General features: G+C 40.3%; 24 protein-coding genes. 15 read left to right on the top strand and 9 right to left on the bottom strand.

Annotated elements, in window-relative coordinates; all coding sequences use genetic code 11:
• Positions 1-7: 7 nt before the first annotated feature.
• Positions 8-775, bottom strand: a complete 768-nt coding sequence (locus ACFQ1M_RS15675) for an alpha/beta fold hydrolase (RefSeq protein ID WP_386409887.1) — start codon at positions 773-775, stop codon at positions 8-10.
• Positions 775-1,494, bottom strand: a complete 720-nt coding sequence (locus ACFQ1M_RS15670; RefSeq protein ID WP_386409885.1) for a pyridoxine 5'-phosphate synthase — start codon at positions 1,492-1,494, stop codon at positions 775-777. Before ACFQ1M_RS15670 ends, ACFQ1M_RS15675 begins: the two co-directional genes overlap by 1 nt.
• A 100-nt stretch (positions 1,495-1,594) precedes the next feature.
• On the opposite strand from ACFQ1M_RS15670, the gene ACFQ1M_RS15665 reads away from it, so the two are divergent.
• The 9 genes from ACFQ1M_RS15665 to murI all read left to right on the top strand — a co-directional run bounded on the left by ACFQ1M_RS15665 (position 1,595) and on the right by murI (position 10,098).
• Entirely contained in the window at positions 1,595-2,251 is a 657-nt protein-coding gene (locus ACFQ1M_RS15665; protein ID WP_386409883.1) for a CBS domain-containing protein, read from the top strand.
• 1 nt (position 2,252) lies between these two features.
• Positions 2,253-3,125, top strand: coding sequence for an NAD kinase (locus tag ACFQ1M_RS15660; protein ID WP_386409881.1), 873 nt, complete (start codon positions 2,253-2,255; stop codon positions 3,123-3,125).
• Between the two features lie 158 nt (positions 3,126-3,283).
• On the top strand, positions 3,284-3,979 hold the full coding sequence (porG, locus tag ACFQ1M_RS15655; RefSeq protein ID WP_386409879.1) for a type IX secretion system protein PorG: 696 nt from the start codon (positions 3,284-3,286) through the stop codon (positions 3,977-3,979).
• A gap of 16 nt (positions 3,980-3,995) precedes the next feature.
• Positions 3,996-4,736, top strand: coding sequence for an isoprenyl transferase (locus ACFQ1M_RS15650; protein WP_386409877.1), 741 nt, complete (start codon positions 3,996-3,998; stop codon positions 4,734-4,736).
• A gap of 7 nt (positions 4,737-4,743) precedes the next feature.
• A complete protein-coding gene (bamA, locus tag ACFQ1M_RS15645) occupies positions 4,744-7,302 on the top strand; it encodes an outer membrane protein assembly factor BamA (protein ID WP_386409875.1) in 2,559 nt (852 codons plus the stop codon).
• A 37-nt stretch (positions 7,303-7,339) separates the two neighbouring features.
• The gene (locus ACFQ1M_RS15640; protein ID WP_386409873.1) at positions 7,340-8,167 is read left to right on the top strand and encodes an OmpH family outer membrane protein; all 828 of its coding nucleotides are present in this window, start codon (positions 7,340-7,342) and stop codon (positions 8,165-8,167) included.
• A gap of 38 nt (positions 8,168-8,205) precedes the next feature.
• Entirely contained in the window at positions 8,206-8,715 is a 510-nt protein-coding gene (locus ACFQ1M_RS15635; protein WP_386409871.1) for an OmpH family outer membrane protein, read from the top strand.
• Between the two features lie 12 nt (positions 8,716-8,727).
• Complete coding sequence (locus ACFQ1M_RS15630; RefSeq protein ID WP_386409869.1) at positions 8,728-9,228, top strand: OmpH family outer membrane protein; 501 nt, start codon at positions 8,728-8,730, stop codon at positions 9,226-9,228.
• Between the two features lie 87 nt (positions 9,229-9,315).
• Complete coding sequence (murI, locus tag ACFQ1M_RS15625) at positions 9,316-10,098, top strand: glutamate racemase (protein ID WP_386409867.1); 783 nt, start codon at positions 9,316-9,318, stop codon at positions 10,096-10,098.
• Positions 10,099-10,124: 26 nt separating this feature from the next.
• On the opposite strand, the gene ACFQ1M_RS15620 is transcribed toward murI, so the two are convergent.
• The 3 genes from ACFQ1M_RS15620 to ACFQ1M_RS15610 all read right to left on the bottom strand — a co-directional run bounded on the left by ACFQ1M_RS15620 (position 10,125) and on the right by ACFQ1M_RS15610 (position 13,823).
• Positions 10,125-11,762 (bottom strand): S8 family serine peptidase, encoded by a 1,638-nt coding sequence (locus ACFQ1M_RS15620; protein WP_386409865.1) that lies wholly within the window; start codon positions 11,760-11,762, stop codon positions 10,125-10,127.
• Positions 11,763-11,837: 75 nt separating this feature from the next.
• Complete coding sequence (locus tag ACFQ1M_RS15615) at positions 11,838-12,041, bottom strand: hypothetical protein (protein WP_386409863.1); 204 nt, start codon at positions 12,039-12,041, stop codon at positions 11,838-11,840.
• 126 nt (positions 12,042-12,167) lie between these two features.
• The gene (locus tag ACFQ1M_RS15610; protein ID WP_386409861.1) at positions 12,168-13,823 is read right to left on the bottom strand and encodes a helix-turn-helix domain-containing protein; all 1,656 of its coding nucleotides are present in this window, start codon (positions 13,821-13,823) and stop codon (positions 12,168-12,170) included.
• A 725-nt stretch (positions 13,824-14,548) separates the two neighbouring features.
• Between ACFQ1M_RS15610 and ACFQ1M_RS15605 the strand changes: the two genes are divergently transcribed.
• The 5 genes from ACFQ1M_RS15605 (at position 14,549) to ACFQ1M_RS15585 (ending at position 18,641) form a co-directional block, all read left to right on the top strand.
• Positions 14,549-14,746, top strand: a complete 198-nt coding sequence (locus ACFQ1M_RS15605; protein WP_386409859.1) for a hypothetical protein — start codon at positions 14,549-14,551, stop codon at positions 14,744-14,746.
• Between the two features lie 35 nt (positions 14,747-14,781).
• Entirely contained in the window at positions 14,782-14,988 is a 207-nt protein-coding gene (locus ACFQ1M_RS15600; protein ID WP_386409857.1) for a hypothetical protein, read from the top strand.
• A gap of 292 nt (positions 14,989-15,280) precedes the next feature.
• On the top strand, positions 15,281-15,859 hold the full coding sequence (locus ACFQ1M_RS15595; RefSeq protein ID WP_386409855.1) for a hypothetical protein: 579 nt from the start codon (positions 15,281-15,283) through the stop codon (positions 15,857-15,859).
• A 78-nt stretch (positions 15,860-15,937) separates the two neighbouring features.
• The gene (locus ACFQ1M_RS15590) at positions 15,938-16,465 is read left to right on the top strand and encodes a TlpA family protein disulfide reductase (protein WP_386409853.1); all 528 of its coding nucleotides are present in this window, start codon (positions 15,938-15,940) and stop codon (positions 16,463-16,465) included.
• Entirely contained in the window at positions 16,455-18,641 is a 2,187-nt protein-coding gene (locus ACFQ1M_RS15585; protein WP_386409851.1) for a peptidase domain-containing ABC transporter, read from the top strand. The genes ACFQ1M_RS15590 and ACFQ1M_RS15585 overlap by 11 nt, the downstream gene beginning before the upstream one ends.
• 97 nt (positions 18,642-18,738) lie before the next feature.
• Here ACFQ1M_RS15585 and ACFQ1M_RS15580 read toward each other — a convergent pair whose 3' ends face one another.
• Genes ACFQ1M_RS15580 through ACFQ1M_RS15570 form a run of 3 tightly spaced genes read right to left on the bottom strand, consistent with a single transcriptional unit; the run spans position 18,739 to position 22,188 of the window.
• Positions 18,739-19,251: a gamma carbonic anhydrase family protein gene (locus tag ACFQ1M_RS15580; RefSeq protein WP_386409849.1), complete on the bottom strand. Its 513-nt coding sequence runs from the start codon at positions 19,249-19,251 to the stop codon at positions 18,739-18,741.
• Entirely contained in the window at positions 19,251-19,985 is a 735-nt protein-coding gene (locus ACFQ1M_RS15575) for a LytR/AlgR family response regulator transcription factor (RefSeq protein ID WP_386409847.1), read from the bottom strand. The genes ACFQ1M_RS15580 and ACFQ1M_RS15575 overlap by 1 nt, the downstream gene beginning before the upstream one ends.
• A 13-nt stretch (positions 19,986-19,998) precedes the next feature.
• Complete coding sequence (locus ACFQ1M_RS15570; protein ID WP_386409845.1) at positions 19,999-22,188, bottom strand: histidine kinase; 2,190 nt, start codon at positions 22,186-22,188, stop codon at positions 19,999-20,001.
• 364 nt (positions 22,189-22,552) lie between these two features.
• Between ACFQ1M_RS15570 and ACFQ1M_RS15565 the strand changes: the two genes are divergently transcribed.
• Positions 22,553-23,743, top strand: coding sequence for a vWA domain-containing protein (locus ACFQ1M_RS15565; RefSeq protein WP_386409843.1), 1,191 nt, complete (start codon positions 22,553-22,555; stop codon positions 23,741-23,743).
• Between the two features lie 91 nt (positions 23,744-23,834).
• Here ACFQ1M_RS15565 and ACFQ1M_RS15560 read toward each other — a convergent pair whose 3' ends face one another.
• Positions 23,835-24,833 carry a PorP/SprF family type IX secretion system membrane protein gene (locus tag ACFQ1M_RS15560; RefSeq protein ID WP_386409841.1) on the bottom strand — a complete coding sequence of 333 codons (999 nt, stop codon included), beginning with the start codon at positions 24,831-24,833 and terminating at the stop codon, positions 23,835-23,837.
• Positions 24,834-24,851 lie beyond the last annotated feature (18 nt).

Raw genomic sequence — 24,851 nt, 5'->3', positions numbered from 1 at the left:
CCAGTCCTTAGCGATTTAGAAACTGCAACACATGTGCTGAGAACGCTATTGGGTTTTCCGCATGCAACCAATGTCCAGCATTCTCGATAGTTTGAATGACCGCATTTGGAAAATGCTGTCTAATTCCAGTTTCATCAGAGGCTATAATATATTCAGACCTATCACCCCTTAAAAACAACGTATCCCCTTCAAAGACCGACCCAATAGGCAATGACTCACCCACTTCGTGAACATGTTCTTTAAGTGCCTCTATATTGACCCTCAATCCTAGTCGTTCTTTTTCTTTCCAATATAGATTTTTAAGTAAAAATTGCCTGATACCTAATTCAGAAACGTAATTGGAAAGCAGTTCGTCTGCAAGCTTCCTACTATTTAAATCAGCAAGGTGCAAAGCCGAAAGTCCCGCTAATATCTGTTGGTGGTGCGTAGGGTAAAATTTCGGTGCAATATCAGCGACCAACAATTTATCCACACGATCGGGATAGGTGGCAGCAAAGAGCATGGCTGTTTTTCCGCCCATAGAATGTCCCAGCAGATTCACCTTTAAAAGTTGATGGTGATCGATATAATATTTTAGGTCCTCGACCAATAGCTCATAGTTAAAATCCACATGATGAAAACTTCGCCCGTGATTTCGCTGGTCGATCAAATGCACCTCAAAATCTTCCTCAGCGAACTTTCTGCCTAGGGTCTTCCAGTTATCCGACATCCCAAGAAAACCGTGTAAAATTAGGAGCGGAGATCCCTCGCCTATGATATTCGAATACAACAACATCAGTCCAGCTCCAATTTGTCCAAGTAAAGATTCACCACATTCTCCAACCCAAGATACAGCGCCTCTGATATCAATGCATGCCCTATGGACACTTCTAAGAGGCCAGGTATCTTCTTCGCAAAGAATTCTATGTTTTGTAAACTAAGGTCGTGACCAGCGTTGATACCAAGCTTCAGCTCATTGGCCAATCTGGCGGCCTCCACATACGGAAGGATCCCTTTTTCATTCCCTTTTTGAAATTCGATGGCGTAGGATTCGGTATAGAGTTCAATCCGATCAGTGCCCGTTGCCTTGGCTCCTTCAACCATCTTAAGGTCTGGATCCACGAAGATAGAGGTACGAATATCGTTGCGTTTGAACTCGCTGATCACATCGACTAGGAAGTCCTTGTTCTTTATGGTATCCCAACCAGCATTTGAAGTAATCGCATCCACAGCATCGGGCACCAAGGTCACCTGTGTTGGTCTTAGATCAAGAACAAGGTCTACAAACTTATCTATAGGATTTCCCTCTATGTTGAACTCGGTCTTAACGACCTTCTTCAGATCCCGGGCGTCCTTATATCGTATATGACGTTCATCTGGTCTTGGATGAATGGTGATTCCTTGAGCTCCAAAACGCTCGATGTCCATGGAAACTTTTACAAGATCGGGAACATTCCCACCCCGAGCATTTCTTAGGGTAGCTATCTTGTTGACATTTACACTTAGTTTGGTCATCTAATATCAATTCTGCTTTTCACGACAAAAATACAAAGTAAACAAGCCGTCTTTGTAGTAATTTTTAATTAATTTGCACCTTAAGACCATAAGTTTTTCAATGAATATTCATCCGTATATTTCTAACGATGTTGAAGCGCTTTCTCTGAGCACGAAGTCAGAAGATGCCAAGTCGCTCTTTGAACGCCTCACTTTCACCCACATTCCAATTGTGGATGACGGACAGCTTTTGGGATGTTTATGCGAAAATGATTCTCGAGGTTTTGAAAATGGCAAAATACTCGGCGATTATCAATATGCACTGGATCATTTTTCGGTTCATAAAGGAACGAATTGGCTTGATGTCTTGGAAACTTTCGCACAGAACGAGACCAATATCGTACCGGTGCTTGATGATGTTGAAAAGTATATCGGCTATTATGAGCTTGTAGACATCCTTAGTCAGTTTAACGAAACTCCTTTCCTCAATGAGGCTGGTGGGATCTTGATCGTAGAAAAAGGCATCAAGGACTACTCGTTCAGCGAAGTGACACAGATCGTCGAATCGAATAATGGCAAGGTCTTAGGTCTCTTTATTTCTGAAATCAGGGAGGATGTGGTACAGATCACCATGAAAATAGCCCAGCAGGGCCTCAATGAGATCATTCAAACATTCCGACGGTATAGCTATCAGATCATTTCGGGAGTGGAGGATGACACCTATTTAGAAGACCTGAAAGAACGATCTGAATACCTTAATAAATATCTCAACATTTAGTATGAAGATCGCTATTTATGGACAAGCGTATCAAAAGGTTGCCGTTAAAAGTGTAGACAAACTATTAACTTCCCTATCGGCCATGGGTGCTGATATATTTATAGAGGAAGACTATCTCCATAAATTGAAGATGTCATCTATAGATAACCGCTATGGTTGCTTTTCCAAGCTGGATAAAAGCTTTGACCTTTTATTTAGCATTGGTGGCGATGGCACCATCCTAAGGGCCATTACCTATGTAAAGGACCTTGGCATCCCAATTATGGGTATCAATACTGGAAGACTTGGTTTTTTGGCGACACTACAGACGGAAGATATCGAGGTCGCAACAAAAGAGATCTTTGCAAAACGATTTTCGCTAGAAGAACGGAGCCTATTATCGATCAGCACAACGAATGGAAAGAAAGATTTCGGGCAGCTCAACTTTGCCTTGAACGAGATCGCCATCAGCAGGAAGAATACAACTTCGATGATCACGGTAGAAACCTATCTCAACGACGAGTATCTTACCAACTACTGGGCTGATGGTCTTATCATTGCTACCCCTACAGGATCCACAGGATACTCTTTAAGCTGCGGCGGACCGGTCATCACCCCAAACACCAACAGCTTTGTGCTGACTCCGATAGCACCACATAACTTAAATGCACGCCCATTGGTCATTCCCGATAGTACCAAAATCATGTTGAAAGCCTCAGGTAGGGAAGATCATCATTTGGTATCCCTAGATTCTCGAATTTTCACCATTAGAAACAATACCACCTTGATCATCGAACGCGCCCCTTTCAACATTAAAATGACACAGCTCCATGATCAGAGTTTCTTTAAGACATTGAGGAAAAAATTATTGTGGGGCGCCGACAGAAGAAATTAGCCAAAGACAGACACTTTAAGGTCCACCGAACTTTAATGACCGTAAATATGTTTGAGAAACAATAAAAAGCCTCAAAATTTGTTTATCAATCACATACAAATGCACTTAGATTGCAGTTGTGAAACCATTATTGTTATATTTGCAAACTTTTGGACTTTATGAGAAATCATTTCTTAGCATTAGCCTCACTTCTTATGATGCACGTTACCTACGCTCAGATCAACGAAGTTGGTCTTTTTTTAGGTGGAAGTAATTATATAGGAGACATCGGCCCAACAGACTACATATCGCCCAATAATGTCGCTTTTGGCGCATTCTACAAATGGAACGTACGATCCCGTTATTCTTATCGGGCAAGTCTTTCGCACGCCAGAATCGAAGCCTCGGACCTAGATTCTGATATTGTTGGAAGACGTTTGCGCGGGCTTTCGTTTGAAAATACGGTCACCGAATTATCAGCAGGGGTCGAATTTAACTTTTTTGATTTCAATTTGCATAAAGATAGAAGATTAGTTACCCCTTATATTTTCACCGGCCTTAGTTACTTTGGCTATGATGCCCTTTTCTTTGAAAATGGGCAAGCGATAAGGCATGCATCCCACAAAACATTTGCAATACCTATAGTGCTTGGAGTTAAGACCAACATTTCTAGAAGATTTATCTTAGGCGCCGAGGTTGGGGCCAGGTACACTTTTACCGATGCTTTGGACGGAAGCAACCCAACTAGAGACAAAGAGCCTTTCGACGAATTGAAATTTGGCAACATCAATACTGACGACTGGTACGTTTTTGCAGGGATCACGCTATCATACACCTTTACCCAAAAACCATGTTATTGTGCTGAAGAGGAATAATGAAGAATGCAGATAAATGAGTTTTAAAGATCAAATAGACAAAGAGAATCTACCAAAGCACATTGCTATCATCATGGATGGCAACGGAAGATGGGCCAAAAAGAAGGGAAAGTTGCGGGTATTTGGTCACGAAAATGGCACCAAGGCCGTTAGAAGAACGGTTGAGGCCTGTGCAGAGTTGGGTATCGAAAACTTGACGATGTACGCTTTTTCTACTGAGAATTGGAACAGACCAAAGATCGAGGTCGAGACCTTGATGCGATTATTGGTGTCCTCCTTAAAAAAAGAGCTGAAAACACTTTCAGAGAATAACATCAGACTAAATGCCATTGGCAACACCTCTTCGCTGCCATCGCAAGCCCAGAAGGAACTTCAAGAAGTCATAGAAAAGACCAAGGACAACAACAGAATGACGCTGACCCTAGCATTGAGCTACGGATCCAGAGAGGAGATGAAACATGCTGTTAAAGAAATTGCAACCAAAGTTAAAAATAACATAATTCAAGTAGATGCTATTGATGAAACAATTATTAATAAGCATCTTTACACGCACAACCTACCAGATGTAGACCTCATGATACGTACAAGTGGGGAGCATCGTATCAGTAATTTTCTACTCTGGCAGATTGCGTATGCCGAATTGTATTTCACCGAAGTACTTTGGCCCGATTTTAGCGAGGAAGATCTGTATAGTGCTTTGCTAAATTATCAAAAAAGAGAACGAAGATTTGGAAAAACAAGTGAACAACTTAACTAATCAGTTAATGCGCAATAATTACACCTACCTAATAATCACCTTAACATTTCTTTTCTCCAGTTTCATGGCACTTGCACAAGAAACCACACTTGACAAGGGGAAAAAATATACCATAGAAGAGATCAAAGTTACCGGTATCAAGAATTTCAACGAGCAGACGGTAATTGCATATACTCAGCTAAGAAAGGGGCAACAAATACTAATTCCCGGCAAAGAACTTAGTGATGTGATCAATAGGCTCTGGAAATTAAATCTTTTTAGTGACGTTTCTTTCTACATCATTGACGTCAAAGACGGGGACAAAGTGACTTTGGAATTAAACATCAAAGAATTGCCCACTTTGATGGATGTTAAGATCAAAGGTATCAAACCAAGAAAAGCCGAAAAGATCATTCAAGAAACGGATCTGAAAAAGGGAAAAAAGGTCACAGAAAGCTTTATCACAACGACCAAGAATTTTTTGATCAACAAATACCAAAAAGAAGGCTACCTCAATGCAAAGGCGAACATAGCGACCTATCCAGACTCTACCGGCAACAATGTGAACATGGTTGTTAATATCGACAAAGGGGAACGGGTTAAAGTGAAGAAGATCCTCTTTAATGGAAATGAACAACTTTCCGATAAGAAATTGCGCAAGAAAATGAAGAACACCAAGCGTAAAAACCCTCTTCGCTTCTATAAAAAGTCAAAATATATAGAAGAGGACTATGAGGAAGATTTGGCATCGATCATCGATAGTTATAAGGAAAATGGTTTTAGAGATGCACGGATCATCAAGGATTCTGTGAGCGTGAACGACGATAACACCATCAACATCAATATAGACTTGGAAGAAGGTAATCGATATTATTTCGGCGACATCAAATTTATAGGAAACTCTGTGTATACAGACGCACAGCTTTCCAGAGTATTTGGCATTAAGACGGGCGATGTCTATAACGGCGTGGAACTGAAAAAAAGAATCCAAGATGATTCAAAGCCAGATGCACAGGACCTCACCAATCTATATCAGAATAACGGTTACTTGTTTTCTAGTATCAATGCCGTAGAAACAGCTGCCAAGAATGATACGATAGACTTTGAAATACGTGTCACCGAAGGGAAGCCGGCATATTTTAATAAGATCACCGTTGTTGGGAACGATCGTACCAACGATCATGTGATCTTTAGAGAATTGAGAACCAAACCTGGAAACCTTTATAGCAAGGATGCCGTGGTGCGTTCTGTTCGAGAATTGGGACAGCTTGGATTTTTCGATCCAGAGCAGATCTCACCAGATTTTAAGAACGTGAATCCAAATGACGGTACCGTAGACATCGAATATGGCGTTGTCGAAAGAGGGGCGAGCCAAATAGAACTTCAGGGAGGATATGGCGGAGGAGGTTTTATTGGAACCTTAGGGCTTTCCTTTAACAACTTCTCGATACGTAATATCTTTAACAAGGAGGCATACAAACCGCTCCCAATGGGAGATGGGCAAAAGCTAGCGCTCCGTTTGCAAGCGAGTAGATTGTTCCAAACTTATAGCTTCTCGTTTTCCGAACCATGGCTGGGCGGAAAACAACCAGTGCAGTTCTCCACCTCGCTATCACATACCATCCAGTTTCGATTCGACCCGAGAACTGGTAATGCGAATAAAGATGAGCGTTTTTTGATCACTGGGCTATCTATAGGATTAGCAAAGCGCCTCAGCGTGCCAGACGATTACTTTACGTTGTCACAGGCATTGAGCTTTCAGCATTATAACCTTAAAAATTACCGTATCTCCTTCTTTAGGAATATCAGCAACGGATTCTCAAATAACTTTGCATATACCATCGCCTTGTCGCGAAATAATACCGCTACGAACCCAATTTTTCCAACTAGGGGTTCTGAGTTCAATATAAGCGCTAAGATCACTCCTCCGTATTCACTTTTTGACGGAATTGACTATAGTGCCTTAAATAATGAACGGATAGCGCTAGAGTCTCAAACACCTACTCCAGCAACCCAAGAAAGACTAGAAGAGATCGACCAACAACGCTTTAAATGGCTGGAGTACTACAAGGTCAAATTCAAAGGGAATTGGTATACTTCGCTTGTAGACAAATTAGTGCTAAAGACCGGAGCCGAGATGGGCTATCTAGGTTCTTACAACAGTGCGCGTGGAGACTCACCTTTTGAGCGTTTTTACCTTGGTGGTGACGGACTTGGTAACTTTACGTTGGATGGTAGAGAGAATATCGCTCTTCGTGGATATGAGAACCAAAGCTTGTCTGACCAGAATGGATCCACCATCTACAACAAATTCTCCCTAGAATTGAGATACCCCATTACCTTGAAACCTTCCGCATCGATCTATGCACTTTCTTTCTTGGAGGCAGGTGCCGGTTTCAACAATTTTAGAGAGTATAATCCGTTTGACTTAAAACGTTCGGCCGGATTTGGATTGCGTATCTTTATGCCTGCTTTTGGATTATTGGGTATTGATTTTGGTTATGGTTTTGATAGTGATAACTTTGCAAATGACCAATTAAGCCCAAGCGGATGGCAGACCCATTTCATTATTGGGCAGCAATTTTAATTTTTGGCACGATATTTTCTATAAACAAACCAGAACAATGAAAACGAAAGTTCTTTTATCATTATTTGCACTTGCTTTGTTTGGCCAGGCCATCGTTGCGCAAAGTGCGCGCGGCCCGAGAATCGGCTACATAGATATGGAATATATTTTAGAAAATGTAGCGGAATATCAAGAGGCGAATGCGCAGTTAGAAAGCAAAGTACAAAAATGGAAAGTAGAGATCGAGGAGAAGCGAAGCGCTATTGAACAGATGAAGAAGGACCTCAGTGTGGAAAAGGTACTTTTGACCAAAGAGTTGATCGAGGAACGTGAAGAAGAGATCAAGCTGCTAGAGGAGGAGATGTTGGAGTATCAGCAAGACCGATTTGGTCCACAGGGCGACCTTGTCGTTCAGCGGAATCTTCTCGTAAAACCGATTCAAGACCAAGTCTTTAATGCAGTTCAAGAAATAGCAAAGAACAAAAGGTACGATTTTGTCTTTGACAAATCTGCAGACGTGGTGATGCTTTATTCTGCCGAAAGATATGATATAAGCGATCTAGTGCTTAGAAGTATCACAAGGGAGGTAAAGAAGACCGAAAGAGCGAACAAGACGGCAAAGGCCAAAGAACGTTTTGAAAGCGGTGAAGTAGAGGTCGATCCAGAGGTTGAAGCCCGAAAAGAAGCGGCCGCAAATAGCCGAGCAGAAAGACAACGACAGCTGGAAGAGCGAAAAGCCGCAAAGATAAAAGAGCGCGAAGAAAAAAAGAAGGCCTATGAAGAGCGAAGAAAAAAACTGCTAGAAGAGCGTGAGGCCAAAAAGAAGGCAAAAGAAGCAGAGGAAAAAGAAGATAACAACACAGAAGAAAACGAAGAAAACAATTAATAATACATTAAAATTTATAACACTTAATTATATTTCCCATGAAACACCTTAAAACCTTTTTAGTAGCCGTGGTAATGATTGTTGGCGCTACTGGTTTTGTAAATGCACAAAGTAAAGTTGCACACATTAATACCCAAACACTGATATCGGAGATGCCTGCGATGAAAGCCGCCCAGGTAGAGTTGGAAAAGTTAAGCAAAACCTATGAAGCGGACATTCAGGATAGGTTCACCAAGTATCAGAATAAGGCCAAGCAATATGGTGCAGAGGCTGAATCTCAAACAGATGCTACCAACGCCGCACGCCAAGAGGAATTGCTGAAAATGGAGCAAGAGATCACCAAGTATCGTAACGATGCTGCTGCTGACCTTTCAAAAAGAAGGGATGATCTTCTGAAACCTTTAATGGAGCAAGCGAAGAAGGCTGTTGAAAAAGTAGCTAAAGCTCAAGGTTTTGATTATGTGATCGACTCTTCTAATGGAGGAGGCGTGATCTTAGCAGACGGTAAGGACCTTTTGGCCGATGTGAAGAAGGAATTAGGATTTTAATACCTTATCATTATGAAAAAAATTTTAGTACTATTCGTATTTGTAGCTGCATCATTTGGTGTGCAAGCGCAAAAGACAAACATAGCGCATATCAACACCCAAGAATTGTTGAGTAGCATGCCTGCGATGATCGAAGCCCAAAAGAAACTCACCCAAGAAGAAGAGAGCTACAAAGCTCAATTTGCCGGAGTCTATAAGGAATATGACAATAAGGTGACTGAATATAAGAATCTTCCCGCAACAACAACGAAAGAAGAAGTTGTGAAAAAGGAACAAGAGTTGATGGCATTGCAACAAAACATCCGTGATGCCGAAAAAGCTGCCGGACAAGAGCTGCAAAAGAAACAACAGGAGATGTTAACTCCTGTGATGGAATCTGCTCGTGTTGCTATCCAGAAAGTAGCTAGAGCACAGGGGTATACCTTTGTGATGGACACCACTCCCGGCGGAATGGTCATTGTAGCTAATGGTAAAGACCTTATGGAAGATGTGAAGAAAGAACTTGGGTTCTAGTTCTACGACAAATCATAGATTTTTAAAGACCGCCTGAAATTTTCAGGCGGTCTTCTTATTTACAATTTAAGCATACATTTGCATTTAATGACAAATACAAACCCCATAGGTTTCTTCGATTCTGGCGTTGGCGGCATTTCGATATGGAATGAAGTGAACACTTTGCTACCAAACGAAAGCAGCATTTATCTTGCAGATAGTGCCAATGCCCCGTATGGGCCAAAGGGCAAAGATAAGATCATTGCGCTTAGCATTAAGAATACTGAGCTCCTTCTGGAGCACCATTGCAAACTCATCGTTGTCGCCTGTAATACGGCGACGACGAATGCCATAGACCATTTGAGGGCGACTTATGATGTTCCCTTTATTGGAATAGAGCCCGCCATTAAACCAGCGGCCTTGCAAACGGTAACCAATGCGGTTGGCATCTTGGCAACCGAAGGGACACTTTCTAGTGAATTGTTTTATAAGACCTCTGCCTTATTCGCAAGTGATGTATCTGTTGTTGAACAAATTGGAACTGGATTGGTAGAGCTTATCGAAGCCGGAAAGATTGATACGGAGGAAATGGAGATGCTTCTAAAGAAGTACACTGCTCCCATGATAAAAGCCAACATAGACCATTTGGTGCTAGGCTGCAGTCATTACCCCTACTTGATACCCAAGTTAAGAGCACTTTTACCAGAAAGTGTAAAGATCATCGACTCCGGAGAGGCCGTAGCGAGACAAACAAAGGCTATCCTGACAAAAAATGGGTTGTTAAATACTGAGGAAGAGAAGGCAGAACACTCCTTTTACACTAATACGAATGCTCATCTTTTGCAAGGGTTTCTCAATGACGATCATATCGCCGCGAAACTAGATTTTTAAGCTCTTATTGGAAAAGAACGTCATTCTTACTTTTTAGAAAGATTCTCCGCCATCAACAAAGCATTGTACGCGTTGACTATTTTTCCCGACTTGGATAATTGATAGAAGGGTATCATGCGTTCTTTGTCTTCCTTTGTAGGTGCATTGACCATGATATCATACATTACCCCACTTTCCATAAGAACCTGCTTGACCTCCGCCGCAGATAAATTTGGGTAGTGAGCGTAGATCAAAGCTGCTATTGCAGATACGATAGGAGTTGCTATCGAGGTACCACTGACTATCTCAAATCCATTTTGATTTGAAGATATTGTGAGGATATCGGTACCTGGGGCAAATAGGTCGACTTCATTTTTTCCGTAGTTGCTGGAAGGCCTTTTGAGGTTGGCTTTAACACTATGACCTGATGCTCCCACTTTAATGAAATTACTTATCATTTCTTGGCCCTTGCTATCGGTATCATTTGGATAATTGTAATTTTCGGCAAGGTCAAGATCGTTGCCACCATTACCTGCTGAAGTAACTACTAGCACGTTATTGCGTTCTGCATATTTCAAGGCATCCAGCACCCAGTCTTCGTGTAACGAAAACTCTTTTCCTGAACTAATGTTGATCACCTTGGCACCATTATCCACGGCATATCGTACCGCCAACGACAGATCTTTATCGTGCTCATCACCATAGGCCGAAATGCATACAGGCATGATCTTAATATGCTCACTATCGACGGCTCCGATGATACCCGCCACAAGTGTCCCGTGACTAAGGAACTCGGTATTGTAGTCAACAATATTGTTACCATAGTATTTGTCTTCAATATCATCGGGAGAATCGGCGATCATCTTCCTATCATCAAAATCTTTGTTGAGCATCTTATCCAATCGCTCATTGGCAATATCGTAACGCTGCTGAAGGGCTTCTTTCGTATATGAATGACGCTCAATCATAAACATGGTATAGTAGATCCGTGCAAGTTCTTTATCGGTCTTCTCCTGTTTATAGATCTCATAGAGTTCTTCTGCCGATGGCCTCTTTGAAGGATATAATTCGTCAAACTTCAATTTTGCCTTATCAAAATACAACAGTAAATATTTTGATGAACGCAGATCCCTTTTTGCATAATCACTCTGACTCTCATATTTTTTTTGGGCTCTGGTATATTCATCAAAAAGTCCCGGGTTTTCATTAATGTTTTTAATACTGTCTTTTCCAGAAAAAAGCGCATGGTAGCGTCTTAAAAAACGTGTGTATTCATAGTTTACGTATTCGGTGCTTTTGCCGTCGGAATGCCCTATGAAATTCCATCCATTAATATCATCGACATAACCATTGGCGTCATCATCTATGTTATTATTTACGATTTCGTCTTGATTGACCCACATCTTACCTTGTAGATATTGATGCCCTATGTCAACCGACATATCGATAACGGCAACAATGACATCGGCGCCTTTCTTTCTGTTCGAAATATAGGAAACGGCTCTATTTAAGCTTACTCCTGGAATAGTGTCTTGTTGAATATCACGTTTCCACCAGCTATTTTTGTCTGTAAAAGAGATTGGCCCCTCCTTTTCTGTCTCGTTACTCGCTATGATCATCGTATGCGTAGAACATGCCATCATCAAGGACAATGGTAACAGAAAAATACAAAGTCGCTTTACCATGCTTTTAGGTATTTAATATAAAAGAGACTTTTGAATTTAATCAGAAGTCTCTTTTATAGAACATTGATAATACAATTATTTTTTGATCAGATTGGCTGGGACGCAACCTAAATCGATGGTTTCCCAAGGATCCAGTGGGTCATCGGTATCTGGACCATCCGTATCAGTCCCATCGTCCAAAACGGGGAGGCTACCACCTTTTATGGAAGATAAATTATCGACGGTAGCAATCTTAAATTTCTTTAGACTTAATTTTGAGTTGAATCTAACTTTTTTCATTTTGGTTTTTTGGATTTAATATGATGGTCCAAATCTAATAAAAACTTCTACGAAAATGGAAGTGTAAAACTCACTTATGGTCTTGATTCATGAATAAAGACTTTTATATACATGCGAATCAACGACTTAAACACCCATTTTATCAAGTTGCTTTATGAAGTACGAGGGATAAATACCGTTCTTCTTATAGAAGAATTTGGAAAATGTTTCTGCACTTTTGAATCCACAATCGGTTGCGATAGCCTTGACAGTGTACTTTCTGAAAGAAGGGTCATTTTTCAATCTTTTCATGGCGTAATCGATTCTTAGATCATTTATGTAGGCTGGAAAGTTCTTCTTTTTGGCATAGTTGATCGTCATTGAGAGGTATTTTGGATTTGTTTCAAAATCCTTGGAAAGCGTTTGCAAACTCACATCCTTATTCACATATTTGTCAGTGTTTTCAAACTTGCTTAATTTTTCAAGCAATTTATTAAGGATCTCTTCCGGAATTCCAGAATCCGTCTTCAACTCTTCTGTGGACTCCGTCTTTCTTTTATTCTCACTATCTTCACTGATAATTGCGTTGAACCTTTTCTTATAGACGATTTGTCTTTTATATAAATAGGCTATGATAATAACGAGAAGTAAAACAGATAACAAAAAGACCAATGCTAAATAATTTTGGTCATTTTTAAGAGACTGTATTAGTTTTTCTTTTTCATTGATCAGTTCGGGGATATCGTACTTTGCGGTTATCTGTTTATTCAGATAAGCGTTGTTCACGGTAATCGCACTATCCACCTCTATGAGCTTCTCGATATAGATAAGTTGATTTTCCACATCACCTTTTTCTCTGTAATGATCCGTGAGAATATCATAAGCCTCGCTTAGCTCTGGCAATATATCTTTTGTTTCCTGAAAAACTAAATCAACTTTTTTTAAATATTCAATCCCGAGTGCTTCTTTATCGGTATTCAAATAGTTCTTTCCCAGATAAAAATGTGCTACCGCCTCATTTGGCTTATCACCAACGTTGTATATAAAAGGTAAAACCTTCTCAATGCTGTCGATGGATTTTAAATATTCTCCTTGTAAATGAAGTACGACCGCCTCATTGAGTATAAAATGATTCTTTCTTCTTTCATTATTCCGAATTATAGACTCCTCTATCCCTTTTCTATTCCAAAAGGAGGCGGAGTCTAATAGGTTCAAGTTCCTGTAGGCATCCGCAACAGAATATAGCGCCGCGAGGTAGTTATTAGTTCCCACTCGCTCATCATTGGCTTCGACATAATTGAAATTTTCCAAATGAATATCAAGCGCTTGGTCAAAATCACCTGCACGATTTTTAAGGATTCCAATATTGCTTTTGGCAATAAATATAAGATTAGGATTATTGAATTTTTTGGCGGTATTGTATCCGATGATATAGTTATCTATCGACTCTTTAAAATTTCTTTTTTTATAGAAGATCTTTCCCTTGTTAATATAGGCCGCTGCCGGATAATAATTATTTGGCTCATAATATTTTCCTACACTTTCGATCAAGCTGTCATAATATTTAATCGCTTCTTCATCGCTTGATTCCCTTGCCATGAAATGAAAAGCCCGCGGCTTCATTTGGTCATTGGCCTCCAGCATCGTCTTTTTATAAAAAGCAGAGGCATATAAAAGCGCTTTCTCCTTTGAGTCATTATATTCCTTGTACAAGCTTATCAGCTCTTCATAGTCCTTCTGCCATAACGAATCTAAAACCTGACCCCCTTCAATTTGACCGTATCCAGATCTCACTATCAACATTAAAAGGAGTATCCAGTATTTATAAGGTAAAGTCGAATGACAGATTTTCAGTTGGATCATCGAAATAAAATATAACGAAGCTAGAATGCTCGTCGTTCCTATCTGGAAAGATAACTCTAAGACTTATAACTCGCAAATAAATAAAGTGTTGAAAGCTACGCGATACCATAATTCAGTGCCTCCTCTTAATTCATGAATCACGACCCCTCATTCATGAATGGCGATAAGGTACGCTTGCATGGTGCTTTCTTGCTGCCTTCCTTTGTATTCAGAAAATCAAACTACATGGCAATTTTAGTAATTAAGATAATCGAGTACATCAATAATTATATAAGCGAGTTCTTCGCCTACTTAGGCTAAAAACGAAAAAAAAATCGGTAAGACAATGAAAATTCAAAGTGCATTAATAAACATGATATGCCGAGCGGCAATAATAATTACCATCACAATAGTTTGTATTGTGCTGAACAAATGACCCGATGGTACATGTCTGAAACACGAATTATTTGGAATGCCCATTTTAGCATGTTTGACCTTGATGAATTCGGTCAATATAATTCCCCTTTCGGGGGCAGGTTGAATGATCAAAAAAATTAATCAAAATGAAGACCATACCTCGACCTTTTGACGACAAGGTATGACACAATATTTGTAGGCCACAAATAGCCGGAAACCGAAAAGGCTTTGTTAGAGTAGGTACAAATAATAATTGAAATCAAATAATTATGAAAAGTTTAGAATTAAATCAAATGGAGGGTATCTATGCCGGCGCTTGCCCTGAAACAGGAATGGGATTCACTGTTGGTGCAACAGTAGCTGGAACATTAGTAGGTGGACCAGTAGGTTTCTTCGTTGGAGCGACCATAGGATTAATAGGAGGCACCTTCATTGGTCTTGCCAGCGGTGACTGTGATGATGAATAATCAATAAAAAATGTTAAACTTTTAAACTACACAAAATGAAAACAATTGAATTAAGCAAATTAGAAGCTATCCAAGGTGGAGATTTCGTGGATGGATTCTGTGCAGGATTTGCAGTAGTTGCTGGTGGCTATGCCGTTGGTGTCGCTGCCAATCTATGGAATCCTGTTGGTTGGGTAGGTACTGCTGTTGGAGGAGTTATCGGTGTTGGATGCGCTGTGAACACGATAGCCAACGCTATGTAAAACAAATCGGGCTCTGTAATAATATAGAGCCCATTTAAAACATTTGTTTCATGAAAAAAGCAATATTATTTATCATTGGGCTAGTTGTGATTATCGGGTTTACATTAAAGGTAACACAGATTGTCACTTTTTCGATAGCTCAGAACCTTGTTCTAAGCATATTGGTCATTGCCATTTTTATATTGACATACCGAATTAGGGTAAAATCAAAGTAGGGACATAATCAAAAAATTCAGTGATGAAAAACAACCACATCCTATTCGTAATCATTTGTTTCTCCACCTTCCTTACAATGGAGGCAGGAAAGTATTTTCTGGATATCAATCAGTTAGTCTACAACAGCCTAACCGAGACACTTTCAATTGAAAAGGTAGACCAAATGTTCAAAGAATCGCGTAAATGGCAGCTTATTGCCTATGTGTTGATTCCACTATTGCTATTTATTAAAACTCATGTAATAGCAGCAATACTCAACATAGGCGCGTTCTTTTTCGAAAAAAGAATTAGCTATAAAAAATTATGGGGTATTGTATTAAGAGCAGAAATTGTATTCATTGTAGTCGCTTTAATAAAGACGTTCTGGATGCTTTTCTTTTTTGACGACTATACTTTAAAGGATGTACAGGTTTTTTATCCCTTGTCCATGTTAAGTATAATAGGTGCTGAAGGTATAGAACCTTACTTTTTATATCCACTACAGGTTATTAATGCATTTGAAATTATATACTGGATCGTGCTGGCACTGTTACTAGATAAAGCGCTAAAAGAAGAAAAGGGCAATACAGGAATCAAAATTGTATTAACCAGCTATACTCCCGCCTTATTGATCTGGGTTGTGGCAGTCATGTTCTTTGCCCTAAACATGAGTTGATAGTCTCATAAATATACTTCCAATCCTATGATCGAAGATTATAGCATCCATTCATGTCAAAACCAAAAACAACACATAATGAAAAAGAATATAACCATTATCTCCTCAATCGTTCTCAGTCTTTCTTTGCTTGCCTTCTTTGGATTCAAAATGTCCAATAAGATCAAAGACAAGAAGGCAACAGCGGAGCGCATTCAGCAAATTCCTGCTTTTAGCTTCTATAGTTTAAATGACGAAAAATTTACGAATGACAATCTCTCAATCGGAAGTAAAACCCTGTTTATCTATTTCAATAGCGAATGTGAATTCTGTCAAGAAGAAATAGCACAGATTAACCAGAACATCGACTATTTTAAGGGTACACAACTGATCTTTATTTCCCATGAAAACAAAAGCGCCATTGCTATCTTTGCAGATAAGTACAAGGCGCTGAAGGGTGATAACATTCACTTTCTCTATGACGATAAGGCGACCTTTTCAACCATCTTTGACGCCAAGTCAGTTCCATTCGCACTTGTATATGATTCAAACAAGCAGTTAGTGGGAAAGTTCAAAGGAATCACCAAAGTTTATAATCTCGCTGAAAGCTTAAGCAATGCTAAATAAAAAAAGAATTTCAAAAACGATTGTAAGGCAACAAGACCAAACCGACTGTGGTGTAGCTTGTCTTTTATCATTGATCAAATACTATGAAGGAGATGGTTCTCTGGAAAAACTCCGAGAACTAAGCGGCACCAATCGACAGGGAACTACCTTGCTTGGGTTATACCAGGCAGCCAATCAATTGGGTTTCGATGCGCAAGGTTGCGAGGCAAACATCCAAGCGATAATCGACCATAGAACACCTCTTATTTTACATGTACTGATTGATGAACGATTAGAACATTACATCATTTGCTACAGGTATGAGAACGGAAAGTTTGTGATTGGTGATCCTGCCAAAGGAATCTACGAATTATCAGCGAAAGAATTAGAGGCCATTTGGGTCTCTAGAACCTGTTTGACCTTAGCTCCAAATGATGAGTTTGTTAAAGCAAAAGCAATCGCAAGATCTAAGAAAGTCTGGTTCTTGACATTACTCAAGGAGGATTACAAACTTCTAGGTATTAGTATAGGCATTGGTGTAACAATGGCAGTTTTGGGAACCTCGATGGCCATCTTTTCACAAAAGCTGATCGATGATATCTTGCCATCAAACGACCTGAAGCGATTGTTAACAGGATTGGCGTTATTGTCTTTCCTGCTTATGGCGAGAGTTGGATTCTCTACACTGAGAGAATTATTCTTAATTCGTCAAAGCAAGGATTTCAATAATAGGATCATCGACAAGTTCTATGATTCGCTGTTGCGCTTACCCAAAGCCTTTTTCGACACTCGAAAGATCGGCGAGTTGGTGGCACGTCTCAATGATACCAATAGGATACAACGTGTTATTAAATTCTTGGCAAGCAATCTATTGATCGACATTTTATCCGCTATCGTGGCGCTTTCTTTTCTTTATTATTATTCATGGAAAATAGGGCTAATCGCAACAATCAACCTTCCGATCTATTTCTTGATCATCTATGGTTTCAACAGTAAGATCATCACTGCCCAAAAGGAAGTCATGCAGGGATATGCATCCAGTGAGAGTCACTACATCAATTCTATGCAAGGCATAGCCAGTATTAAGAATCACAATGGCCTAAATATCTTCAAAAAACTCAACCAATTGATCTACGGGAATTTTCAACAGAAGGTATTTGATTTAGGTAAAATTAAAATTCGTCTTTCCCTATTCTCTGGAATAGCAGGAGTACTCTTCTTAATTGCTGTTTTAGGTTTTGGCAGCTACCAAGTATATCAACAAGCCATGAGTTTGGGAGAGCTCATGGCCGTACTTGGGATGGCCGGTACACTTATGCCTGCAATCACCAATTTAGCCCTGGTTGCCATCCCTATCAACGAAGCCAAAATCGCTTTTCAGCGGATGTTCGAGTTCGCATCCATGCAACAAGAGGTGACAGATGGCACTCATATTGAAAAGTTCGATTCTCTAGAAATATCAGACCTTACCTTTCGTTTCGCAGGTCGTAGTCGACTGCTAAAAGGTGTAAATATGAAGGTTCATAAAGGGGAATGTGTGGCTATTGTAGGTGAAAGTGGAAGTGGTAAAAGCACCTTAGGGCAACTACTGCAAAAGTTCTACCAAAAAGAAAGTGGAAATATCATCGTAAATGGAAAAATGGACTTGGACGGTATTGCTATGGAAAGCTGGCGAAACCATATCGGAGTCGTTTCTCAAGACATACACTTGTTCAACGGTACGGTTTTGGACAATATTTTAATGGGGACCGAAGATAGTGTTGAGAATGTTGTCAAATTTGTACAGCAACATGGTTTTGAGCCGTTCTTTTCCCAATTTCCACAAGGGCTAGGTACCATCGTTGGTGAGGAAGGCATCAATCTTTCCGGAGGCCAACGACAGGTGGTGGCATTGGCCAGAGTACTTTACAAAAGGCCACAGCTGTTAATTCTGGATGAGGCTACCGCCGCCATGGATAGAAACACCGAAAAATTTACCTTACGACTCCTCGAAAGACTAAAGGACGAGCTTACCGTTATCCTGATATCCCATCGCCTGCATACGCTTAAAAACTTTGCAGACAGGATATATGTACTAGAAGATGGGAAAGTTGCGCATGGTGGCGGTCATAAAGAGTTGTTGCTGACCCATAACTTCTACAGTGAATTCTGGCAGGAATTAAATGCCGACAAAAAACCCACGCTCGTCAGTGCATAAACAAAAGGCCAACTATAAACCTTTCAACTATAAAAAGGCCTATCCCTCTGAATATTCATTGGGTTAGGCCTTTCTTTCATTTTATCTCTTTCTAATATCATTCTTTAAACCAACCGGAATATTTGACATAATTGTTAGCGATACGATCTATCTCTCCAGCAATAAGTTCTTGACTTATGTTCTTTACCTTTTTGGCTGGAATACCCGCATAGATACTTCCCGCCTCAACGATCGTGTTTTGAGTAACAACAGCCCCCGCAGCGATGATGCTATTGCTTTCCACAATACAATCATCCATAACAATACTTCCCATCCCGATCAAGACATTATCTTTTATGGTACAGCCGTGAACGATGGCATTATGCCCAATAGAGACATTATTTCCAATATTCGTAGGCGATTTTTGGTAGGTGGCATGAATGATAGCTCCATCCTGGACGTTGACCTTATTCCCCATCTTTATGTAATGCACATCCCCGCGGATCACCGCATTGAACCATACGCTACAATGATCGCCCATTTTTACATCGCCTACGATCGTAGCATTTTCAGCAATGAAGCAATCTGCCCCGAATTCTGGATGTTTGCCGTTTATTTCTTTTATGATCATTATTGAAAATATGAGAGTAGTTCTTTCTTTTTGGAGGCGCTTACCATGATCTCCTTTCCATTGTCCAATACGACACTTCCGCCCTTGCCCTTTTTATATTTTACCACAGCATTCACGTTGACCAAAAACGACTTGTGTACTCTTGCAAAGGGGTATTGAGACAAAGCCTCTTCAAAATATTTTAACGTTTTGCTCACCAAGATCTTTTTCCCTGATGAAAGAAATAGTTCTGTATAGTTATCATCTGCCTTACAAAAGGTGATGTCTTCGACAGAGAGCACTTCAAATCCTTCTTGTGTGGGAATGGTGATCTTTCCTCCATACTCGCTTAAGCTTGGAGTCAATATCTTATCTTGAAGTGCGTTCTCCTTCACTTTTATCGCCGTTACGTGATCCACTGCCTTGATCAATTCGTCGATGGCAATTGGTTTGAGCAGGTAGTACGATGCGTGATTGTTGAGAGCATCGATCGCGTAGTGATCATAGGCGGTGACAAAGACGGTCTCAAAGGTTCTATCATTCAACTTTTCAAGGAGGTCAAAACCACTGCCAAATGGCATTTCGACATCCAAAAAAACAAGATCGAGATCATTGTTTCTGATCAAAATCATCGCTTCATCGATATTTCTTGCTTCCCCCAGCAATTCCACCTTGGGGCAATACTTCTGAAGATAATTGGTCAGAATTTGTCTGCTGATCTCCTCGTCTTCAACTATGATAGCCTTCAATTCCATATTATATGTTTATCTAATCCTTCTTTAATGTCAATTCTACCCGTGTACCTTCTCCCGATGCCTCTACATCCGTCAAAAAGACGTCTACCTTATCCTTATACATATCGTTGAGAATGGCTATACGCTTTTTTATATTGCCCATCCCCTTGGATTTCTGTTGCTGCTGATGTTTTGTCTTTAACTCGGCAGATCGTTTTCTGCCAATTCCATCGTCTTCTATGATGATCTTCATCTGCTGATCGTCTACCTGTTTAAAATGAACCAATAGATGTCCTTTGCTTTCTTTGTATCGCAATCCATGCCAAACGGCATTCTCTATATAAGGCTGCAGCAACATTGGAGGGATCTCGAATTCCTCTACCATCAACGATTCGTCCACTTTGATCTCATAATCAAACTTGTCTTTAAAGCGCGCATGCTCCAACTTGGTATAGAGTCGTAACAACTCTATCTCTTTTGAAAGGGGGATAAAATCTTCTTCTGAATTTTCCAGAACCGATCGCATCAATACCGAAAACTCTGAAAGATAGCGATTTGCATTGCGCTCATCATTCATGGCGATATAATTGTTTACCGAATTGAGCGCATTGAATATAAAGTGTGGATTCATTTGAGAACGGAGCGACCTAAGCGCGAGCAAATTATTCGCCAATTTCTGCTGCCTGATACTTCTATTCATAAAAAACAGCGTGATCGCCAACAATACCAGTCCAATGCCCAGACCATAGATGATCAATTGCTGCCGTTTATTGCTCTCGGATATTAATGCTTGTTCCGTGGAGATAAGATCCATTCGACTCTCAGAGAGCGCAATGTCCTTCTCTAAGCTGGTGATGCGATTCTGTTTGTTTGTGATATCCCGACTAAATCTCGCTGCCTGCGAGATCTGTTGCTCTTTTTTGAGATAGATGCGATCTACTAGATCTACATAACTTTGATAACTCTCTAGTGCTTTGGCAAAATCTCCCTGATATTTGAATGCCTCTGACAGTTTTCTGGTCGCATCCTTTTGCACGATCAGATCTTCTTTCTTGTCGGCTTCAGAGATACTTCGTTGCAGATATGGAATGGCTTCTTCGGTTTTTTCCTGAAGCAGCAGTGCACTTCCGATCTTATAGTTAAGTGCTTGAGTGGTCACAGAATCGGAAACCGTTGGTGACACAGAAAATGTATGTTGCTCCCCTTCGACATCCTCTACTTGTTCTAGCGCTTGTTTGCGCAGCTCGATCTCCTCGTCATAGAGATTATTTCGTCCATAAAAATCGGCGACCTTATCCTTTTCTTCCAATGAACGCTGTGGACTTTGGCTGCTAGCCAAATTCAAGGAGTTGTCAAAATATCCCTTGGCCTCTGGTAGATTTCCACTTGCGGCATAGGCCTCCGCCAGTTTAGAATTTAGATCGGTGATCTTTGGAGTGATCAGGTTCTTATTGGCCAATTCCAATCCTTTGTTATAATTGTCTATAGCTTCAGGATAGCTGGCAGCAGCCATCTTAACATCCCCAAGGCCTTCATAGGCAGCAATCTTTTCATAAGGTACCTGTCTAGTTTTTGAGAGGATCTCTTTAAATGTTTCTTCCGCAGCCTCCAACTCATTGTTGTTGAGCAAGGCATTTGCCAATCTCAATCTTACCGAGGCCTTATCGGTATATCGTAACGAATTTTTATAGCTGTTTACCGCAAGGTCGAACTGTGCCCAATGCGCATAGATATTTCCAAGCGTCTCATAAGATAAGCCTGCTTTGATCCTATCGGGTCGTTTTCCTAATGCCTTGATCGAATTCTCAACAAATGCGATACTCTTATCGATATTCTTTTTTTCATATCGCTGCGCCGAGTCTATAAATTGCTGATGCGTAAGCGAAGTCCCCTCTCGCTTGCTTCTTGTCCCTCTTTTAAAAGAAGCAACATCATTTGCATCGTCAAATCCCTCTACCAACACGTCCACATCTTCTTCGGTATTTAAGGTATAGAAGACCGTCTCAAATGCTGGATGACTTACCTCAAGCTCATCTCCAATTCTTGCCCTTATCTGAAATTCCCCCAAGGCATTGGTCCTAACTGTTCTAACACCTCCAACACGAACCTCTGCATCCGGAATAGGGTCTCTATTCTCTTTGACCTTTACCGTTCCCTCCAATATAAATTCTTTTGGCGTTTGGTTTCGGTATTCCTGTGCTGTAAGGGTAATAGATCCCAGCAAAGCAAGCAAAACTAGTATGTGTCTAAAATTATTCACACTATATAAACTACTATAGAATTATGATAAACTACGTCGGGAACAGCCCATGAGACAATTATTGGTACAAACATTTTGATTTCAACACAAGCCTCAGAGCATTCAAATCTCGATTATCGAGTAAACTTACGTACTTTCAGCGATCTTATAAAATCATAGATTTCCTATATATGCGTTTTTATAGGCGGAAAAATGGCGTTCGCTAGCTCATCCTTTTTGTTTACGTATCGAAAGGTACACTTCCCTCATTCATGATTTTTCTTGAAATATCTTCCTCATACTTTTATTCAAAATTCAATAAAGAACCCTTTATTTAAAATAATTCATCATGAAAAATCTAAAAAACATCCTGGTCATGTGGAGCATGTTCTTGCTATGTAGTTCGCTCATGGCATGCAAAAACAACGACAGATCAAAAGAAATTGACTTTGTGGAAAATGCCTCCAATCAAGAAGCGCTTAAGAATCTTCATGGCCCTAAAACCAATAAACATTTTATTAAGGTAGCCTTACTTTTGGATACCAGCAATAGCATGGATGGCCTTATCAATCAGGCGAAGGCGCAACTCTGGGAGATCGTCAATGAACTTTCGTACGCCAAATGTGGCAATGATAGACCCAATCTACAAATAGCACTCTACGAGTATGGAAATGATAATCTGCCTGCCAGAGAAGGGTATATAAGACAAGTTCTTGGGTTTAGCAACGATCTTGACGAAATTTCGGAAAAGCTATTTTCATTAACGACCAACGGAGGCAATGAGTTCTGTGGAGAAGTGATAGAAACCTCTTTAAAGCAATTGGATTGGGGTAATGACCGAGATGACCTAAAACTATTGTTCATAGCCGGAAATGAGCCCTTCACTCAAGGAAATGTGGATTATAGAGATGCTATTGCAGATGCCAAAGAAAAGGACGTTGTTGTCAATACCATTTTCTGCGGAGACTACGATCAGGGAATCTCGGGAATGTGGCAAGACGGTGCCATCCGTGGCGATGGGGATTATATGACCATCAACCACAATCGTGCCATCGTGCATGTGGTAACACCATATGATGCAGTAATACTAAAACTCAACAGTCGATTGAACAAGACCTATATCGCGTATGGCTCGCGAGGGATTGCCAAAATGGAGCTACAATCCGCTCAGGACACCAACGCTGCATCTATGAACGAAGAAGTAGCAGTGAAAAGGGCAGTAAGCAAAAGTTCTCGACTTTATAATAACAGTAATTGGGATCTTGTAGATGCCATTGCTGACAAAGAGATCGCAATCGCTGACCTGAAAGAAAAAGACCTTCCAAAGGAGTTAAAGGGTAAATCCGAAAAGGAAATAAAGAGCTATATCGAAGAGAAACGAGTCGAAAGAGCGAAGATACAGGGAGAGATACAATCGCTGAACACCATGCGCAAGCAATATATTGCCACTAAGCAAAAAGAAGAAAGCAAAGATAACTTAGAGGCCGTAATGATCCAAGCGATCAAGAAGCAGGCGAAACGCAAAAATTATAGTTGGTAGGTGGTTGATTTTTTGAATTGAAAAAGCCCCTGATATCCTTTGCTATCAGGGGCTTTCTCTATCTTGTATGTTTATCTATTATTGCGACAGGCTAATAGTTTACCGAAGGACATTTACAATCATAAGGCTTTTGACTCTCTAAGAAGTTAAAGCCTAGAGTAATTTGGTGAAAACCTCCTGAATCGAAGGTGATGTCGCCTATTTGATACGAATAGGTATACGCAAACATCCAATTATTCTTATTGAATCCTATAATTGGAGAGATCAATTGCAGTCGCTGCTCACCAACCCCAACGCCATCGACAAACTGAGCCCCATCAAAACTGTTTCTATAAGAAAGTCCTCCCCAAATGGTAGCTTGTTCTAGATCTTTGTAAACCTTACCGTTAATGTCAATTGACCCTTGTCCAGTAAACTCATACCACTGGAAAAGTAAAGATGGCTCGTATGACCAGCCTCTTTTGCCCTCAAACACATATCCACCTGCCAACAAATAGTTACGCTGATTGTTCGACTCTATTTCGCTATTGATGTTTCGATTTGCAAACAACAGATTTTTAACTGCGAAATGCGCGTAGAGATTTAATAAATGATAGGAAAATCCGAAGTCTACATTAAAATAAGAGGTACTCTGCTTGATCCCGGCGATAAGCGGATCAAAATCTCTAGGATCGAAATTAGTCTCGTCCAGCGATGCTTGGATCACTCCCAAGCTAAGCCCAAAGGATAACTGATTCACCTCTTTATCATTGCCTCTCCAGAAATTTAGATGATGTGCATAGGTAAGCTGAACACCGGTTTGTGAATGGTAGCCATTTTGATCCCTGAAAACAATACCTCCAATACCAGATTGCTGCCCTACTCTTGCGTGCGCATTGACCGTTTGTAAATTAGGCGCCTCTTGTTGATCGAACCACTGTTGCCTTGCCGTCAATCTTGCTTTTCCACCATATCCCGCCCCTGCCATGGAAGGAAAAACCAGATAATAGTTGTCTGATAAATAATCTAAATAAACAGGGATTCCTTCTTGAGCCTTTAGGAAACTTGAGACAAACAGAAAGATGACGAGGTGACAATATTTATACTTCATTCATTAAATTTAAAAAAG

The organism is Sungkyunkwania multivorans, from assembly GCF_042675645.1.
Classification (GTDB): Bacteria; Bacteroidota; Bacteroidia; order Flavobacteriales; family Flavobacteriaceae; genus Sungkyunkwania; species Sungkyunkwania multivorans.
This window is presented reverse-complemented; position numbering and strand designations above follow the sequence as displayed.